The 16,094-nt window shown below is 60.6% G+C and carries 17 protein-coding genes; 11 read left to right on the top strand and 6 right to left on the bottom strand.

Going from position 1 to position 16,094, the window contains the following annotated elements; translation table 11 throughout:
• Nucleotides 1-122: 122 nt before the first annotated feature.
• Nucleotides 123-299 (bottom strand): hypothetical protein, encoded by a 177-nt coding sequence (locus tag AB4O01_RS13795; RefSeq protein WP_460092079.1) that lies wholly within the window; start codon nucleotides 297-299, stop codon nucleotides 123-125.
• Between the two features lie 117 nt (nucleotides 300-416).
• The gene (locus AB4O01_RS13790; RefSeq protein WP_460092078.1) at nucleotides 417-1,322 is read right to left on the bottom strand and encodes a LysR family transcriptional regulator; all 906 of its coding nucleotides are present in this window, start codon (nucleotides 1,320-1,322) and stop codon (nucleotides 417-419) included.
• Nucleotides 1,323-1,436: 114 nt separating this feature from the next.
• On the opposite strand from AB4O01_RS13790, the gene AB4O01_RS13785 reads away from it, so the two are divergent.
• Together AB4O01_RS13785 and AB4O01_RS13780 are read left to right on the top strand one after the other, a co-directional pair.
• Nucleotides 1,437-2,315, top strand: a complete 879-nt coding sequence (locus tag AB4O01_RS13785) for an MBL fold metallo-hydrolase (protein ID WP_220556922.1) — start codon at nucleotides 1,437-1,439, stop codon at nucleotides 2,313-2,315.
• A 45-nt stretch (nucleotides 2,316-2,360) separates the two neighbouring features.
• Nucleotides 2,361-2,975: an NAD(P)-dependent oxidoreductase gene (locus AB4O01_RS13780; RefSeq protein ID WP_093430538.1), complete on the top strand. Its 615-nt coding sequence runs from the start codon at nucleotides 2,361-2,363 to the stop codon at nucleotides 2,973-2,975.
• 197 nt (nucleotides 2,976-3,172) lie between these two features.
• On the opposite strand, the gene AB4O01_RS13775 is transcribed toward AB4O01_RS13780, so the two are convergent.
• Nucleotides 3,173-4,054, bottom strand: a complete 882-nt coding sequence (locus AB4O01_RS13775) for a LysR substrate-binding domain-containing protein (protein ID WP_116255101.1) — start codon at nucleotides 4,052-4,054, stop codon at nucleotides 3,173-3,175.
• Nucleotides 4,055-4,191: 137 nt separating this feature from the next.
• Between AB4O01_RS13775 and AB4O01_RS13770 the strand changes: the two genes are divergently transcribed.
• The 6 genes from AB4O01_RS13770 to AB4O01_RS13745 all read left to right on the top strand — a co-directional run bounded on the left by AB4O01_RS13770 (nucleotide 4,192) and on the right by AB4O01_RS13745 (nucleotide 11,588).
• Entirely contained in the window at nucleotides 4,192-5,829 is a 1,638-nt protein-coding gene (locus tag AB4O01_RS13770; RefSeq protein WP_460092269.1) for a 5-guanidino-2-oxopentanoate decarboxylase, read from the top strand.
• Nucleotides 5,829-7,277: an aldehyde dehydrogenase family protein gene (locus AB4O01_RS13765; protein WP_427119045.1), complete on the top strand. Its 1,449-nt coding sequence runs from the start codon at nucleotides 5,829-5,831 to the stop codon at nucleotides 7,275-7,277. Before AB4O01_RS13770 ends, AB4O01_RS13765 begins: the two co-directional genes overlap by 1 nt.
• Nucleotides 7,278-7,494: 217 nt before the next feature.
• Nucleotides 7,495-8,598: an ABC transporter substrate-binding protein gene (locus AB4O01_RS13760; protein ID WP_093430534.1), complete on the top strand. Its 1,104-nt coding sequence runs from the start codon at nucleotides 7,495-7,497 to the stop codon at nucleotides 8,596-8,598.
• 167 nt (nucleotides 8,599-8,765) lie between these two features.
• On the top strand, nucleotides 8,766-9,674 hold the full coding sequence (locus tag AB4O01_RS13755; RefSeq protein WP_186622821.1) for an ABC transporter permease: 909 nt from the start codon (nucleotides 8,766-8,768) through the stop codon (nucleotides 9,672-9,674).
• Nucleotides 9,671-10,519, top strand: coding sequence for an ABC transporter permease (locus AB4O01_RS13750; protein ID WP_460092076.1), 849 nt, complete (start codon nucleotides 9,671-9,673; stop codon nucleotides 10,517-10,519). Before AB4O01_RS13755 ends, AB4O01_RS13750 begins: the two co-directional genes overlap by 4 nt.
• A gap of 13 nt (nucleotides 10,520-10,532) precedes the next feature.
• On the top strand, nucleotides 10,533-11,588 hold the full coding sequence (locus tag AB4O01_RS13745; protein WP_257356001.1) for an ABC transporter ATP-binding protein: 1,056 nt from the start codon (nucleotides 10,533-10,535) through the stop codon (nucleotides 11,586-11,588).
• A 277-nt stretch (nucleotides 11,589-11,865) separates the two neighbouring features.
• On the opposite strand, the gene AB4O01_RS13740 is transcribed toward AB4O01_RS13745, so the two are convergent.
• The gene (locus tag AB4O01_RS13740) at nucleotides 11,866-12,795 is read right to left on the bottom strand and encodes an AraC family transcriptional regulator (RefSeq protein ID WP_093430530.1); all 930 of its coding nucleotides are present in this window, start codon (nucleotides 12,793-12,795) and stop codon (nucleotides 11,866-11,868) included.
• A gap of 338 nt (nucleotides 12,796-13,133) precedes the next feature.
• Here AB4O01_RS13740 and AB4O01_RS13735 point away from each other — a divergent pair, with 338 nt between their 5' ends.
• Together AB4O01_RS13735 and AB4O01_RS13730 are read left to right on the top strand one after the other, a co-directional pair.
• Complete coding sequence (locus tag AB4O01_RS13735; protein WP_093430529.1) at nucleotides 13,134-13,487, top strand: putative quinol monooxygenase; 354 nt, start codon at nucleotides 13,134-13,136, stop codon at nucleotides 13,485-13,487.
• Nucleotides 13,488-13,530: 43 nt separating this feature from the next.
• Nucleotides 13,531-13,773, top strand: a complete 243-nt coding sequence (locus AB4O01_RS13730; RefSeq protein ID WP_116255098.1) for a hypothetical protein — start codon at nucleotides 13,531-13,533, stop codon at nucleotides 13,771-13,773.
• A gap of 4 nt (nucleotides 13,774-13,777) precedes the next feature.
• Here AB4O01_RS13730 and AB4O01_RS13725 read toward each other — a convergent pair whose 3' ends face one another.
• Together AB4O01_RS13725 and AB4O01_RS13720 are read right to left on the bottom strand one after the other, a co-directional pair.
• Entirely contained in the window at nucleotides 13,778-14,407 is a 630-nt protein-coding gene (locus AB4O01_RS13725; RefSeq protein ID WP_007912610.1) for a flavin reductase family protein, read from the bottom strand.
• Between the two features lie 242 nt (nucleotides 14,408-14,649).
• Nucleotides 14,650-14,925: a hypothetical protein gene (locus AB4O01_RS13720; RefSeq protein ID WP_034153461.1), complete on the bottom strand. Its 276-nt coding sequence runs from the start codon at nucleotides 14,923-14,925 to the stop codon at nucleotides 14,650-14,652.
• A gap of 341 nt (nucleotides 14,926-15,266) precedes the next feature.
• Between AB4O01_RS13720 and AB4O01_RS13715 the strand changes: the two genes are divergently transcribed.
• The gene (locus tag AB4O01_RS13715; RefSeq protein WP_093430527.1) at nucleotides 15,267-16,022 is read left to right on the top strand and encodes a COG4705 family protein; all 756 of its coding nucleotides are present in this window, start codon (nucleotides 15,267-15,269) and stop codon (nucleotides 16,020-16,022) included.
• The last annotated feature ends 72 nt before the right edge of the window (nucleotides 16,023-16,094 follow it).

Below are 16,094 nucleotides of genomic sequence, written 5' to 3'. Positions count from 1 at the left end.
ACTAAACACTGTGGGAGCGAGCTTGCTCGCGAAGCGGTGTATCAGCCGCCAGTAATGGTGATTGACACACTGCATTCGCGAGCAAGCTCGCTCCCACAGGGGCGCATTCCAGCTCAATTACCTCAGCGCAATGCGTTCAGAGTGGCATTGTGCGGAATGCAGCGCTCGAAGTTGCAGCTCGCATACTCGCGCGGCAGTTGTCGCAGCTGTTCGACCCGCCAGGCAGCGGTGCCGTACAGTGCCAGGGTGGCGGCGCAGGTGATGAAAATCGCGATGTACCTTCTTGTTTTGATGTTCATGGCGTAGACCTCTGAACGACATACCTTGCGGTATTACTTTCAGCATAGGTCAGCGCTGGGGAGTTGCCAGCGAGTGTGCTTGAGGATTTAACCGGCCATTCAGCACATTGGATCGGTTTACAGATCAACGTCCCATTGCGGATGCTCAGGAAAGCGCTCTACCAGAAAATCCAGCATGCTGCGCAGCGCCGCCGGCATGTGTTTGCGTGAGGCGTACACCGCGTAGATGTTCATCTGTCGCGGCTCGGCATGGGGCAGCAGGCGGACCAGTTCGCCGCTGTGAATATGCACCCCGGCCTGATAGGTCGGCAGCATCGCCACCCCCGCGCCAGCCAGTGTCGCGCGCAATAACGTGCTGGCCTCGTTGGCGCTGATATTGCCCTGCACCGGCACTGAAACCGGTTCGCCATCCTCCTCGAAATGCCACAGGCTTTTGCCGAAATACGAGTGCGTCAGGCAATTGTGTCTGCTCAGATCCTCGACCCGTAATGGCGCCGCTTGCTCCTGCAGATAAGCGGGCGCGGCGCAGACTACCGAACGACAAACGGTCAGGCGTCGGGCGATCAGGTTGGGGTCGAGATCGTTACTGGTGCGAATCGCCAGGTCGATGCGCTCATCGACCAGATTCACCGTGCGATCGAGCATTTGCAGATCGATGCTCACACCTGGGTAGCGTTTGACGTAGGCGGCCATCGCATCCGCCAGTTGGGCCTGGCCGAACGAAGTGCTGACGCTGATCCGCAATAGCCCGCGCGGGGCATCGTGGGGTTCGCTGACGGCGGCCTGCATGTCGCTCGACAACTCCAGCATCTGCCGGCAGCGCGGCAGAATCTCACTGCCGGCGGCGGTCAGGCTCAACTTGCGCGTGGTGCGGTGCATCAGGCGTGCGCCGACCCAGTCCTCCAGCTCTGCCAGATAACGTGAAACCACCGGCCGCGAAAGGTCCAGATGATCGGCCGCTGCCGACTGGCTGCCCAGGTCCACCACGGTGACAAACACCCGCATTGCTTGGAGACGATCCATGATTTGCCCGCTTTCAGAAACAAACTATGCTCAAGCATCGCATTTTTTGTACTGAGTCAGGCAACTAAGCTCTGTTCCATCGCCAAATACGGCATTCGGACACCGGAGCAACAGATGATCGGCTTCACCACACTCAAACGCGTTCTGCTCGCCACTGCTTCCCTGGGTTTCGCCGCGCATGCAGCGGCTGCCAATCTGACCCTGGATGTCTACAACCCAGGGACAAACGCGATTTTTCCGGTGACCTCGGTGCTGGTCAGCGGTGAGAAAGACGCGATCCTCGTTGATGCGCAATTCGGCAAATCCCAGGCCGAGCAAGTCGTGGAAAAGATCCGCGCCAGCGGCAAGCACCTGACCACCATCTACATCAGCCATGGCGACCCGGATTATTACTTCGGCCTTGATACCCTGACCAAGGCATTCCCGGAGGCCAAGGTATTGGCCTCGCAGCCGACGGTTGATCACATCAACAAAACCGTCGCCGGCAAACTGGCCTTCTGGGGCCCGAAAATGGGCGCCGACGTGCCGGCGAAAACCATCGTGCCGGGCGTGCTCAAGGGTGACAGCCTGATGCTCGAAGGGCAGAAATTGCAGGTCATCGGCCTCGACGGCAAACAACCGGATCGCAGTTTTGTGTGGATCCCGTCGCTCAAAGCCGTGGTCGGTGGTGTGGTTGTCGCCGAAAACATCCACGTATGGATGGCCGATACCCAGAGCGCGCAATCCCACGCCGACTGGCTGGAAACGTTGCACTCGATCGAAACCCTCAAACCGAACACCGTGGTGCCGGGTCACTACCTGGGTGACAGCCGCCGCTCGCTGGCCAGCGTGAAATTCACCGCCGACTACATTAAGGCTTTCGACGCGGAAACCGCCAAGGCCAAAGATTCCGCCGCACTGATCGCCGCGATGAAAAAGCGCTACCCGACACTCGGCGAAGAAAGTTCGCTGGAGTTGAGCGCGAAAGTCGCCAAGGGCGAAATGCAGTGGTAAGCCGATTCTGAAAACGCAGCACTCTCAAGCCAACTGGAGAATGTCATGAGCAAGATCGCAATCATTGGTGCCACCGGCCGAGCCGGTAGCCAACTGCTGGAAGAAGCCCTGCGTCGCGGCCATAGCGTTACCGCTATTGCCCGCGACACCTCGAAGATCGGCGCCCGTAGCGGTGTGGTCAGCAAGAAAGTCGATGTGCTGGATTCGGCCGCGTTGCAGGACGCCGTGGCCGGTCATGATGTGGTGATCACCGCCGCGCATTTTGCCACCGTGCCTGCGGCGGCGATTGTCGGGCCGGTGAAGCAGGCAGGCGTTCAGCGTTTGCTGGTAGTGGGCGGTGCCGGTTCGTTGTTGCTGCCGGACGACACGCGAGTGATCGACAGTGCGGGGTTTCCGGCCGAGTACAAAACTGAAGCCAGTGCGGGTGCGGCGTTTCTTGAGGCGTTGCGTCAGGAGCAGGAGCTGGACTGGACCTTCCTGTCGCCGTCGGCGGAGTTTGTTGAAGGTGAGCGTACGGGTAGTTTCCGTGTCGGCCAGGATCACTTGCTGGTGAGCGCTGAAGGGCGTAGCTGGATCACCTTTGCCGATTACGCGATTGCGCTGATCGACGAAGTGGAAACGCCGAAGCATTCGCGTCAGCGGTTTACTGTCGGGTACTGAGTGAATCCTTGCCCCTCACCCCAGCCCTCTCCCGAGGGAGAGGGAGCCGACCGAGGTGTCTGGCGCTGTACATCGACCTGAAAAAATCCAGTCGATTATGGATTCAAAGCCAATTGTTCAGGTCGCTGAACCTCGTCAATATCCCCCAATCAGTCCCCTCTCCCCCTGGGAGAGGGTTAGGGTGAGGGGAAATAGCCTCACCGCAAATGCGCCTGCTCCACCAGCCAGATCATCAATTCTTCCAGCTGCGGCGAAGGCTCGGTTCCCGCAGGCACCACCACGTAATACGCCAACCCCGTCCTCACCTTCAATTCAAACGGCATCACCAGCCGTCCGGCACGCAAGTCGTCGCCGATCAACGACCAGTCGCCAATCGCCACCCCCGTCCCATGCGACGCCATCGACATCGCCTGATCCAGCGTTTCGAAATGCTGGCCCATGTTGACGTTATTCAACTGCAGTTCGGCCGCCGTCAGCCAGACCTTCCAGTCCTGAGTGTCGCGGGTCGGATGCAGCAACAGATGCTGTTGCAGATCAGCCGGGTCAGACAGTTCCGGTGGGCCTTTCAAAAGTGCCGGTGAGCAAACCGGGGTCAGTTGTTCATCGAACAGATGCAGCGCGGTCGAGGAGTTGTCCGGCGGCGCTCCATAGATCACCGCCGCGTCGAACTGCTCGCGCTGAAAATCCACGCCATGGGCCAACGTCGTGGTCAGTTTGACCGGCACATCCGGGCGTTCCTTTTGCCATTGCAGCAGGCGCGGCACCAGCCAGCGCATCACACAACTGGGCGCCTTGAGTTGCAGGGTTTCGCGCTTGAGACCGATCTGCTCGGTGGCCTCAGTGATCAGACCGAAGACCTTCTCCACCCGTGGCAACCACTCCCGGCCTTCGGCCGTCAACTCCAGGCCACGGGCCAGACGGATGAACAGTTCATACCCCAGATGATCTTCCAGCCCGGCGATCTGCCGGCTCACCGCGCCTTGTGTGATGTGCAATTGCTCGGCGGCCCGGGTGAAGTTGCAGCACTGCGCGGTGATCAGAAACGTGTGCAGGGCGGGCAGGGGAGGCAGTCGTTTCATGGGGATCCAAGGTATGACGTAAGGACATGGCTAGTATGACTTTTAATCGATTGTTGCCGCTACCTGCCGACCGTTCAATGAGCCCATTGAAGGCCTGCATGGGCCTTGTGTCTCAAACGAACAAGAAGGGCAATGACATGGCGACGTGTGGCGAAGTACTGGTCAAGTTACTCGAAGGTTATGGGGTCGAGCAGGTGTTCGGCATTCCCGGCGTGCACACCGTTGAGCTGTATCGCGGGCTGGCCCGTTCGAGCATCAACCACGTCACCCCACGGCATGAACAGGGCGCCGGTTTCATGGCCGACGGTTATGCGCGCACCAGCGGCAAACCGGGTGTGTGCTTCATCATTACCGGCCCGGGCATGACCAACATCTCCACCGCCATGGGCCAGGCTTACGCCGACTCGATCCCGATGCTGGTGATCTCCAGCGTACAGAGCCGCAACCAGTTGGGCGGCGGGCGCGGCAAGCTGCACGAGTTGCCGAACCAGAGCGCACTGGTCGCTGGCGTCGCAGCGTTCTCTCACACCCTGATGTCGGCGTCGGAATTGCCCGGCGTGCTCGCTCGCGCATTCGCCTTGTTCCAGGCCGGGCGTCCGCGTCCGGTGCACATCGAAATTCCGCTGGACGTGTTGGTGGAAGAGGCCGATGAGTTGCTCGCCAGTGTCCCGGTCAACATCGACCGCGCCGGTGCCGCGCCCGCTGCCGTGAGTCGTATGAGCGCGTTGCTGGCCGGTGCCCAACGTCCGTTGATTCTCGCCGGTGGCGGTGCGATCGATGCCGCAGCAGAGCTTACCGAACTGGCTGAACTGCTCGACGCACCTGTAGCGCTGACCATCAACGCCAAAGGTCTGTTGCCGTCGACGCATCCGCTGCTGATCGGCTCGACACAAAGCCTGGTCGCCACCCGCGAATTGGTCGCGGATGCCGATGTGGTGCTGGCGATCGGCACCGAACTGGCCGAAACCGATTACGACGTGACCTTCGCCGGTGGTTTCGAGATTCCCGGCAAGCTGCTGCGCATCGACATCGACGCCGATCAGACCGTGCGTAACTATCCGCCACACGTCGCCCTGGTTGCCGATTCGCGCAATGCCGCGCAGGCATTGCTCAGCGCCTTGTCGCACAAAGCGTTGGCCGAGCGCCGCAACGATTGGGGCCAGGTGCGCGCGGCGCGTCTGCGTGATGATCTGGCCGTGACCTGGGATGCAGCGACGCTGGCGCAAACCCGTTTCCTCGAAACCGTGCTGCACGAATTGCCCGACGCGGTGTTCGTCGGCGACTCCACGCAACCGGTGTACACCGGCAACCTGACCTTCAACCCGGAGCGTCCGCGTCGCTGGTTCAACTCATCGACCGGCTACGGCACCCTCGGCTATGCGTTGCCGGCAGCGATTGGCGCATGGCTCGGTGGACAACCCGATAAAGGTGCACGGCCACCGGTGGTGTGCCTGATCGGCGACGGTGGTCTGCAGTTCACCCTGCCGGAACTGGCCAGCGCCGTCGAAGCGCGCACCCCGGTGATCGTCCTGCTGTGGAATAACCAGGGCTACGAAGAGATCAAGAAATACATGGTCAACCGCGCCATCGAACCGGTCGGCGTCGACATCTACACCCCGGACTTCATTGGCGTGGCCAAGGCCCTCGGCTGCGCCGCCGAAGCGATCAACTCAGTGGAACAACTGCGCAGTGCACTGCGTGCCGCGACCGATCGCCAAGGCCCGAGCGTAATCGAAATCGACCAGAACCAGTGGATGCAGGCGGTGGCCAAGTGATCAATTTTCCAACCACACTCGACGGCCTCTACATCAACGGCCAATGGTCGGCCGGCCGCGAACATCTGCGCGTGATCAACCCGGCCACTGAGGCGTTGCTGACCACTGTCAATGGTGGTGACGAGCACGCGGTGAGCCAGGCCGTGAGCGCTGCGACTGAAGCATTCAAGGACTGGTCGCAAACCAGCGGTGCCGAGCGCGGCGCGATTCTGCGCAACATCGCCAATGGCGTGCGCAACGGTCGCGATCACTTGATGAAACTGCAATCGAGCAACAACGGCAAACCGCAGTTCGAAGCGGCCATCGACGTCGACGATGTGATCGCCACCTTCGAGTACTACGCCGAACTCGCTGAAGGCCTCGACGCCAGACAGGACAGCAACGTGCCGCTGCCCAGCGATGATTTCAGCGCACGCTTGCGGCGCGAGCCGTGCGGCGTGGTCGGGCTGATCGTGCCGTGGAATTTCCCCATGGTCACCACCGCGTGGAAACTTGCGCCGGCCCTCGCCGCCGGGTGCTGCGTGGTGCTGAAACCGTCGGAAGTCACGCCGCTGCCGGAGCTGGAACTGGCGGCGATCATCGCTGAAGCCGGCCTGCCCAACGGCGTGTTCAACGTCGTCTGCGGTACCGGTCTGGCGGTCGGTGCACCACTGTCGGCGGATCCGCGCATCGCCAAGATTTCTTTCACTGGCAGCAACGCCGTCGGTGTCCAGGTGATGCAGCGTGCCGCCGAAACGGTGAAGGGCGTGAGCCTGGAACTGGGCGGCAAATCTTCGCTGCTGGTGCTCGAAGATGCTGATCTGCAATTAGCGGTCGAGCTGGCTTGCGGTGGCGGTTTCTTCAATGCCGGGCAGATGTGCTCGGCCACCAGCCGTGTGTTGGTTGCCGATGAATTGGCGGATGAATTCCTTGAACGTTTGCACAAGCGTGCGCAAGCGATTCGCGTGGCGGATCCGTTCGACCCGGACGTGGAGATGGGCGCACTGGTCAATCAGGCGCAATACCAGCGCGTGCTTGGTCACATCGACCGGGGGCTGAGCGCTGGCGCGAAGCTGGTGTGCGGCGGTAATCGTCCGGCAGATCTGCCACGCGGTTATTTTTTGCAGCCGACGGTGTTCACCGACGTGCCCCTCGACAGTGCGCTGTGGTGCGAAGAGATTTTCGGCCCGGTGCTGTGCGTGCGCCGTTTCAGCAGCGAAGCCGAGGCAATTGCCTTGGCCAACGACAGCCAGTTCGGCCTGGTCGCCAGTGTGGTGACGCGTAACGCCGAGACCGCCGAGCGGGTCGCCAACGCCCTGCAGGCGGGGCTGGTGTGGCTCAACGCGCCGCAAGTGATCTTCCCGCAGGCGGCGTGGGGCGGTTACAAGCAGAGCAGCATCGGCCGCGAATTGGGGCCGTGGGGCCTGGCCGCGTTTCAGGAAATCAAACACGTGATCCGGGCGCTCTGAACGCCCGAAAAAGGTCAGCGCATGCCTCGCAACGAGGCATGCGTCGGCGTCATGGCTTCAATGAGTTTTTATCGATAGTCAGCTGTTTTGCACGACCTCAGGATGAACCCGTCGGCAGCGCCGCAGGCCTTTGAAAACAAGGCCTGCAGCGGATCCGGCCGCGCGGATGCAACGGTTGCGACCAACCTCATACTTAAAAGAACAAAGGGAGTCCGTCATGGGCGAGCACGATCTGAACAGGCGTCAATTCATTAAAACCGTCGGCGTCGCCTCGGTGGCGGCGGCTGCCCTGAGCATGCCCTTCATCCGGGCGAGCGCCAGCGACACCCGCTTCGCCGGCAAGACCCTGCGTTTGCTGACCTGGTCGGATGACACCGGCCTCGCGGCACTGCGCAACATCGCCGCCACGTTCGAAGCCAAGACTGGCGCCAAGGTCATCGCCGACCGCACCGGCAGCACTTCGGAAATGGTCGCCAAACTCAAGGCCGGCGGTGATCGTCCGCAGTACGACATCATCACGTTGGCAGGCGTCGGCGCCGAAGGTCTGGCGGCCGCCGGGCTGCTGGAAAAACCCGACCTCAACCGCATTCCCAACCTGGTCGACGTCCCGGAAAAATACCGTACCGGCGCCAACGGGCACGGCATCGGTTACCTGTTGTGGTGCAACAGTCTGGTCTACAGCACTCGCACCCAGAAAGAGGCGCCGAGCAGTTATGCCGCGTTGTGGGATGCCGATCTGGCGCCGAATATTTTCCTGCCACCGCCGAACTGGACCGAGGCGATGGACCTGATCATCATCGCCGCGAAACTGGCTGGCGGTGACGAACACAACATTGAGCCGGGCTTCAAGAAGCTCGCCGAACTCAAGGATCGCGTGGTGACGTTGGGCGAAAACCCGAACCAGATTGCCGAGCTGTTCCGCACCGGTTCGCTGGACATGGGCGGCCTCTATGCCCCGGCATTTTTCCCCAAGCAGATTCGCGATCCGAACTACGGCCTCGGCGCTACGTTCGGCATGAAGGAAGGGTTCTACACCGACCTGATGCTCTCGGTGATGCCGAAGAATCGGCCGGGCGACACCGACCTGGCCTACGCCTTCATCGACCACTCCCTCGACCCGCTGGTGCAGGGCAAGATGGCCGAGGACATCTTCAACGGCCCGGTCAACGCCAAGGCGATCATCTCCGCCGAAGCGCGCAAGAGCCCGTTCATTCTGACGCCGGAGCAGATTGCCGAGAAGGCGATCATGCACGACAACGCCTTTCTGGCCACCGTGCACGACCAATGGATTCGTCGCTATACGGAAATTTTTTCTTCCTGAGCCGTCCGCCCAGACACCATAGAACCCTTGTGGGAGCGAGCCTGCTCGCGAATGCGTCAGCACAGTCGGTATTGATGTGACTGACACAGCGCCTTCGCGAGCAGGCTCGCTCCCACAGAGGACATAGGTGTCTGGCAGATTCGTTTTCCATTGACGAGATCATTGCTATGGAACATCAATCCCTGACCCAAGCGGTCGGCGCCGCTGCCGTGCGCCCGGCGCGCGGCGTTTCTCCGACTGCACGGGCGTGGCTTTTCCTCACGCCGTCGATGCTGTTTCTCGGCGTGCTGATCGCCGCCAGCCTGCTGGTGCTGCGCATGAGCGTCGGCACCAAAGGCGCGGAGTGGAGCGGTTTCAGCCTGGCCAGTTATGCCCAGTTGCTCGAACCGTACTACCTGAAATCCTTGCTGCTGACCTTGCGTCTGGCGCTGATCAGCGCGGTGATTGCCGTGGTGCTGGCGATCCCGGTGGCGTACACCATGTCGCGGCTGACCTCGCCGTTTCTGCGGCGGATTTTCCTCGCAGCGGTGCTGCTGCCGTTGCTGGTCAATCTGCTGCTGCAAAGCTACGGCTGGCTGGTGATTCTCGGTCCCGGCGGCATGCTCAATCAGGCGCTGATGGGCCTCGGCCTGATCAAGCGCCCGATCATGTTGCTGTACAACCAGAACGGCGTCCTGATGGGCCTGGTGCAAACAGCGTTTCCACTCGCGGTGTTGCCGATTGCCAGCGCCATGCGCGGCGTCGCCCGCACCTATGAGGAAGCGGCTGCGACCCTCGGTGCCAGCCGTTTTCAAGTGTTCCGCCAAGTGGTTCTGCCGATGAGTTTGCCGGGGATCATCACCGGTGCAACGTTGGTGTTCGCCTACAACGCCAGCAGCTTCGTGGTGCCGTTGCTGCTCGGAGGCCGTCGCGTGCCGATGCTGGCGGTGATGGTGCATGACCAGATCGCGCCGCTGATGAACTGGCCTGCCGCGTCGGCAGCCGGGGTGGTGCTGATCGTCACCACGCTGGCGATCATGACTCTCTCTGAATACATCACTGGCCGTCGTCGGCGTCTGCTGGAGGCTTCGCAATGAGTGCCCTGACCAAGAAGCGCATGGCGCTGCTGCCCGGCGAAACCGGCAAATTCGCCGGCATCCTCTCCGGCTTCATTCTGCTGCTGGCGGTGTTGCCGATCCTGACCATGATCGTCATGTCGTTCAGCGGTGCGTCGAACCTCGACTTCCCACCGAGCAGCTACAGCCTGCAATGGTACAAAGCGGCCTGGCACACCTTTGTTTCGCCGGACGCCAGCGACGTGCTCAGTCTCGGTCAGGCCATGGCCACCAGCCTGTTGGTGTCGTGCCTGACGATGGTTTTCGCCACGCTGATTGCCGTACCCGCCGCGTATGCGCTGACCCGCTGCGAATTCCGTGGCAAGACCGTGGCGCTGCAACTGATGTCGCTGCCGCTGGTGTTCCCGATGGTGGTGTTGGGCCTGGCCTTGCTGCTGGTGTTCGACAGCCTGCCGTTCCACATGACCACCTCGCGGCTGGTGATTGCCCACGTGATTCTGGCGCTGCCGTTTGTGGTGAAGAACTGCACCGCAGCGATGCTTTCCATCGGCAGCGAAGTCGAGGAAGCGGCGCGGATGCTTGGCGCTTCGCCGTTGCGCGCAATTGTCGATGTGGTGGTGCCGTTGATGAAATCGGGGATTCTGGCCGGCATGCTGCTGGCGTTCATCGTCTCGTTCAACGAATTCACCGTGACCTATTTCCTCTACACCATCGACGTCATGACCGTGCCGATCTGGATGTACAGCCGCACCGTGTCATCGCTCGACCCTACCGTGTTCTCGTTTGCCGTGCTGATCGTGCTGATCGACTTCGTCCTGATCTGGGCGCTGGAGAAGCTGGTGGGCGAGGGCGGCGTTTCCTTTTGATTTGAGGTGCAACATGACTGGTCTGATTCTGGAAAACGTCGAGAAATTCTATGGCTCGGCGTGCGCGGTACAAGACGTCAACCTGCATTTGCCGGAAGGCAAACTGGTGTGTTTCCTCGGCCCGTCCGGCTGCGGCAAAACCACTTTGCTGCGGATGATTGCCGGGCTGGAAACCCTCAGCGCTGGCGAGATTCGCCTGGACGGCGAGGACATCGGCCAGACCCCGGCGCACCTGCGCAACTTCGGCATGGTGTTCCAGTCGCTGGCGCTGTTCCCGCACATGACCGTTGGCGAGAACATCGCCTACCCGCTGAAGTTGCGCGGCGTCAGCAAGGCTGATCAACACAAGCGCGTGGTCGAGTTGCTGGAGCTGATCCAGTTGCAGGCGATGATCGATCGCCCGGTGGCGAAACTTTCCGGCGGCCAGCGGCAGCGCGTGGCGATTGCCCGGGCGATTGCCTCGCACCCGAAAATCCTCCTGCTCGATGAGCCGCTGTCGGCGCTCGACGCCAAGCTGCGCGAATCGATGCAGGTGGAAATCCGCCAACTGCAGCAGCGCCTGAACATCACCACGATCATGGTCACCCACGATCAGCGCGAAGCGATGACCATGGCCGATATCGTCGTCGTGCTGGGCGAACACAAGGTGCAGCAGGTCGGTACGCCGATTGAAATCTATCGGCATCCGGCCAATGAGTTTGTCGCGGACTTCATCGGCTCGGGCAATATTTTCCCGGCCACGGCGCTGGGTGATGGCAAGGTCAGCCTGCCGGGTGGTGACGCGCTGCAAGTGCCGATCTGTAGCAGCATTGTCGTGGGGCAGAAAGTGAAGATGCTGATTCGTCCGGAAGACCTGCAACTGTCGGCAGCGCAGGCGACGGCAGGGAATCGGTTGCTCGGCAAGGTGACGTTTGTGCGTGATATCGGCGCGACCATCGAGACCACGGTGGAGTGTTCCGGGGTGACGTTTACGGCGTTGAGTACGCCGTGTCAGGGGATCGGATTGGCGATCGGGCATCCGGTGTCGGTGACGTTGCCGGTGGAGGCTTGTCGGGTGTTGGGGGCTTAGAGCGAGCTCCGACTCCGAATCGCCCCTCACCCCAGCCCTCCCGAAACGTCGGACCGCCCGGGGGGAGAGGGAGCCGACCGAGGTGTCTGGCGTTATCCATCGACCTGAAAAATCCAGTCGATTATGGATTCGGCAAAGCAGGCGCTATTCATCGGCCTGAGAGATCGAGTCGATTATGGATTCAAAGCCAAACGTTCAAGTCGGTGAATCTCTTCAATATCCCCCAATCAGTCCCCTCTCCCTCCGGGAGAGGGCTAGGGTGAGGGGCTTCTAACGGTCACACCGAAAGCCGCAACCGCGCCAAATCCCTTAACGGCGGTGCACCAAACAAGCGGCTGTACTCACGGCTGAACTGCGACGGACTTTCATACCCGACGCGATACCCCGCCGCCGACGCTTCCAGCCCCTCCGCCAACATCAACCGCCGCGCCTCTTGCAGGCGCAACTGCTTCTGATACTGCAACGGGCTCATCGCCGTCATCGCCTTGAAACGGTGATGCAATGTCGAGACGCTGAGGTTCACTTCTTTCGCCAAATCATCAATGCGCAGCGGCTGTTCGAAGTTGCCGTTCAACCATTTGATCGCCTGACTGATGCGATGGCTCTGGCTATTGGCGATCGCGATTTCATACAAACGATGGCCCTGCGGGCTGCGCAACAGGCGATAAAGAATCTCCCGACGAATCAGCGGCGCGAGCATGGCGATGTCTTTCGGTGCATCGAGCAAGCGGGCCAGACGCAGCACGGCATCGAGCATCGAACTGTCGATCTGCTCGACATACAAACCCCGCCCGGTCGGCCGCGTCGGCACGCCCATCGGACCGGCGTCGGCGATCAGCGCGGTGATTTCGGTCGGGTCGATATCCAGGCGCACGGCGAGGATCGGTTCTTCTGGCGAGACATTCACCACGCGCCCGCTCAACGGCATCGAAACCGACACCACCAGGTAATTCAGCGGATCGTAATTGAAGAACTCGTCGGCCAGCCGCACCTCTTTGCGTCCCTGCGCCATGATGCACAGCGCCGGTTGCGCGAGCACCGGGGCAAAGTCGTGGGATCGGGTGTGACGCGACATGAACAGCGAGCCGATGGCGGTCTCGTAGCTGCCATCGTCGGTGGTGTTGCGGCGGATGATCGCCGCCAGTTCCGCGCGCTGTTTTTCCATGTCAGCGGTGGGTTCGGCTTGAAAACGATCGAATGACGTCATGCACGGCATCCTCGGCAGGGGAGGTGGAATGGAGCAGAGCATATGTTTGTGCAAGCGCCAGCGGTAGACACATCCTGCGAAATGCTTGCCTGATCCTGCATGGGATTGTGGGCGGGCTCAGCCATAGCAGGTTGTAGGGCGGCAAAGTTGCTTGATACGCCGTATGACAACCGTGTGACGCAGTTTTACAGGTTGTTACAGGTCTTCTGCGCAGTCTCGCAGGATTGTGCAACGCAGCGACAGGAATCGACTAACGGCGGCTGGCGTGCGGCCCTTAACCTTTGATCCTGTCGCAGCCCGTCCCCCGGCTGCCACGCGACTCCCTGGGAGGGTTGAACATGTCCAAGCAGATTCCCGTCAGTCATATGGCCTTCGTTCGAGCGCGCGCCGGGCGTTCGGCGGAACTCGGTGTACGCCTGAGCGCGTTGATCGAGCCGTCCCGCGCCGCCCCCGGTTGCCTGAGCTTTGCGTTGCAGCATTCGCAGTGTGATCCCGAGTTGTGGCTGGTCTCCGGCTTCTGGAGCAGCCAGCAAATGATGACCAACTATTTCAACAGCCCATCGATGGAAATCTTCGCCGAGCTGGTGCAGGAACTGGTGGTCAACAGCCTCGACTTCCACACGTTCAAGGACGTGTCGGCGGCGCAAGCCCTCGGTCAATGCCCGGCGCCGGTACACAAACTCGTCGGTTGAGGGTTTAATGTCCGGCTTGTTTGTCTGAGCCGGGATATGTGACATGGCACGTAAAGAGTTCGAACACTTCGAAGCAGTTTCCGCAGTCGTCCCCGTCGAGTTGGGCGGCAACAAGGGCTATCACGCGGCAATCGCGGTCAAGGCCCTGGTCGATGGCGGTGCACCACGCTTTCACAAACTGTTGAATGACCAGATCTTCCCCGGCGCCATTGCCGCTGATGAAGCGGCCATCAAGGAGCTGGATAACCTCAATGGCGTCACTGAAGACGCCGAGTTGATCTGGTAACGCGTTACTTGTTGGCGCCCGGACGCCACATCTTGAACAGGGCCTCAGGCCCCAACTGGAAATAATCCGCCGGCCCGCCGCCGCGCAGAATCGGTTCTGCTGCGGCGGTGTCGTAGATTCCATCCTTCAACAGCCACTTGGCGATATGCACGGCGACCACTTCGCCGAGGATCAGCCAGCTCGGCACCGTCTCGCCATCAGCGCGCTGCAATTGAATGATCTGCGTGACCTTGCATTCGAAGGACACCGGACTTTCTGCGACCCGTGGTACTGAAATCACTTTTGACGCCACTGTCGTCAAACCCGCCAATTCAAACTCGTTGACCTCAGGCGCGACCATCGCGCAGCTCTGGTTCATCTGCTCGGCCAGCGGCCGGGTGGCGAGGTTCCAGACGAACTCGCCGGTCTGCTCGATGTTGTTCAGGCTGTCTTTGCGCCCGACGCTGGAAAAACCAATGATCGGCGGAATGTAGTTGAAGGCATTGAAGAAGCTGTATGGCGCCAGGTTCAAGCGGCCGTTGGCATCCTGTGAAGAAATCCAGCCGATCGGGCGTGGGCCGACGATGGCGTTGAACGGATCGTGGGGCAGACCGTGGCCGTTGGCGGGTTCGTAGAAGTGGATGTCATCGGGCATGGCGGGTGAATTCCTGAGGCTGAGTTTCGGATGCAGCCATAGTGCAAGGACGCCCCGCATATTTCCAGCCGGACGCAAAACCCCTGTAGGAGTGAGCCTGCTCGCGATAGCGGTGTGTCAGTTGATAGATGTTTGACTGACCCACTGCTATCGCGAGCAGGCTCACTCCTACAAGGGGTTTGTGTGGGATTCAGAAATGACTAAGCCCGGCCGAGGCCGGGCTGTGGGAGGACTGCTGATACTTAGCTGATGGCAGCGGCGGTGCCGGTTTTGTCGAAGCCGTCAGCAGCGACCGTTTTACCCAGGTTGGTTTTATCGAAGCCATCGGCAGCAACAGCTTTGCCGATGTTGGTTTTATCAAATCCATCAGCAGCATAAGTGCCGGTGTGGCTGGTTTCGATGGCGGCGCTGGCGCCGTTGATGAAGTCGGCGGATTTGGTGCGATCCGAGCCGTCGGCAGCGAAGGTATTGGCAGCCAGTACGGACAGGGTCAGGGCGAGGATCAGTTTGGTTTTCATGTCGGTTACTCCAGATTCGTTGGCGATGTGTGTTGCATGGGTCTAATGCTACGCCAAATAAATTGATTAAAAAGCGCAAAATAATGCTAAAAACAATCGATTAACTAGATGTTAAAGGCGGCGCGTTGAATTCGCTTTCGTCGTCGCAGCGAGCGTCGCGCAGGTCATCGATCAGGTGATTGCAGGATGAGGGGGCAGCATTAATTAGCGATTAATCGTTGTTTTGTGCGGCATGACAGATTTTTCATACTTTGCCGACCGCTTTTTCACCGTTGCAACGCCAGTCTGCCCGTGGCCAGAAAACCAAGAACCGGCCGTCACACACTGGAGCGTTGCCTGCGATGAATAAACTGCCTCAAATCACCTTGGCCTTCTGGGTCATGAAAATCTGCGCGACGACCCTGGGGGAAACCGCGGGCGATTTGTTGTCGATGACCCTCAACGTCGGCTACGCCATGAGCTCGCTGATCCTGATCAGCGTGTTTGTGCTGACGCTGATCACGCAGTTGATGGCCAAGACCTACAAGCCGCTGCTGTACTGGATCGTGATCCTGTCCACCAGCACCGCCGGCACGACCATGTCAGACTTCATGGACCGCACCCTCGGACTCGGTTACGCCACCGGCTCGATGATCCTTATCGCGATCCTGCTGGCGATCTTCGCCGCTTGGCGCCTGAGCGGTGATTCGCTCAACGTCAGCAAGGTGCAGACCTTCCGTGGCGAGATGTTCTACTGGATGGCGATTCTGTTCTCCAACACCCTCGGCACCGCGCTGGGCGATTACCTGGCCGACGACTCGGGCCTGGGATTTGCCGGTGGTGCGTTACTGATCGGCTCGACGATTGCCGTGGTCGTGCTGCTGAAATACTTCACGAAGATTTCCACGGTGGTGCTGTTCTGGGTGGCGTTCGTGCTGACCCGGCCGTTTGGCGCGACGTTGGGTGACTTGATGACCAAGCCCCATGAGAAGGGCGGGCTGGACTTTGGCACCATCGGTTCGTCGGCGGTGCTGGCGGGGATTCTGCTGGTGATGATTGTCGGCGCTTCGTATGCGCAGAAACGTTATGGCAAGCCGCAGGTTGCCGAGTTGACTTAATACCGAGTTGAGCTCATTCGCGAGCAAGCTCGCTCCCACAGGGTAATGGGGTGCCCACAGAATATGTGAACA

The sequence above is a fragment of the Pseudomonas sp. S2_E02 genome (assembly GCF_054668355.1).
This window is presented reverse-complemented; position numbering and strand designations above follow the sequence as displayed.

Excerpts from the sequence above, each read along its gene's own strand:
- AB4O01_RS13780 (WP_093430538.1), top strand. The coding sequence starts at position 2,361 with ATGAGCAAGATCGCAATCATTGGTGCCACCGGCCGAGCCGGTAGCCAA.
- AB4O01_RS13725 (WP_007912610.1), bottom strand. The coding sequence starts at position 14,407 with ATGCCCGATGACATCCACTTCTACGAACCCGCCAACGGCCACGGTCTG.
- AB4O01_RS13755 (WP_186622821.1), top strand. The coding sequence starts at position 8,766 with ATGGAACATCAATCCCTGACCCAAGCGGTCGGCGCCGCTGCCGTGCGC.
- AB4O01_RS13745 (WP_257356001.1), top strand. The coding sequence starts at position 10,533 with ATGACTGGTCTGATTCTGGAAAACGTCGAGAAATTCTATGGCTCGGCG.
- AB4O01_RS13770 (WP_460092269.1), top strand. The coding sequence starts at position 4,192 with ATGGCGACGTGTGGCGAAGTACTGGTCAAGTTACTCGAAGGTTATGGG.
- AB4O01_RS13740 (WP_093430530.1), bottom strand. The coding sequence starts at position 12,795 with ATGACGTCATTCGATCGTTTTCAAGCCGAACCCACCGCTGACATGGAA.
- AB4O01_RS13775 (WP_116255101.1), bottom strand. The coding sequence starts at position 4,054 with ATGAAACGACTGCCTCCCCTGCCCGCCCTGCACACGTTTCTGATCACC.
- AB4O01_RS13750 (WP_460092076.1), top strand. The coding sequence starts at position 9,671 with ATGAGTGCCCTGACCAAGAAGCGCATGGCGCTGCTGCCCGGCGAAACC.
- AB4O01_RS13795 (WP_460092079.1), bottom strand. The coding sequence starts at position 299 with ATGAACATCAAAACAAGAAGGTACATCGCGATTTTCATCACCTGCGCC.
- AB4O01_RS13760 (WP_093430534.1), top strand. The coding sequence starts at position 7,495 with ATGGGCGAGCACGATCTGAACAGGCGTCAATTCATTAAAACCGTCGGC.
- AB4O01_RS13790 (WP_460092078.1), bottom strand. The coding sequence starts at position 1,322 with ATGGATCGTCTCCAAGCAATGCGGGTGTTTGTCACCGTGGTGGACCTG.
- AB4O01_RS13720 (WP_034153461.1), bottom strand. The coding sequence starts at position 14,925 with ATGAAAACCAAACTGATCCTCGCCCTGACCCTGTCCGTACTGGCTGCC.
- AB4O01_RS13785 (WP_220556922.1), top strand. The coding sequence starts at position 1,437 with ATGATCGGCTTCACCACACTCAAACGCGTTCTGCTCGCCACTGCTTCC.
- AB4O01_RS13735 (WP_093430529.1), top strand. The coding sequence starts at position 13,134 with ATGTCCAAGCAGATTCCCGTCAGTCATATGGCCTTCGTTCGAGCGCGC.
- AB4O01_RS13730 (WP_116255098.1), top strand. The coding sequence starts at position 13,531 with ATGGCACGTAAAGAGTTCGAACACTTCGAAGCAGTTTCCGCAGTCGTC.
- AB4O01_RS13715 (WP_093430527.1), top strand. The coding sequence starts at position 15,267 with ATGAATAAACTGCCTCAAATCACCTTGGCCTTCTGGGTCATGAAAATC.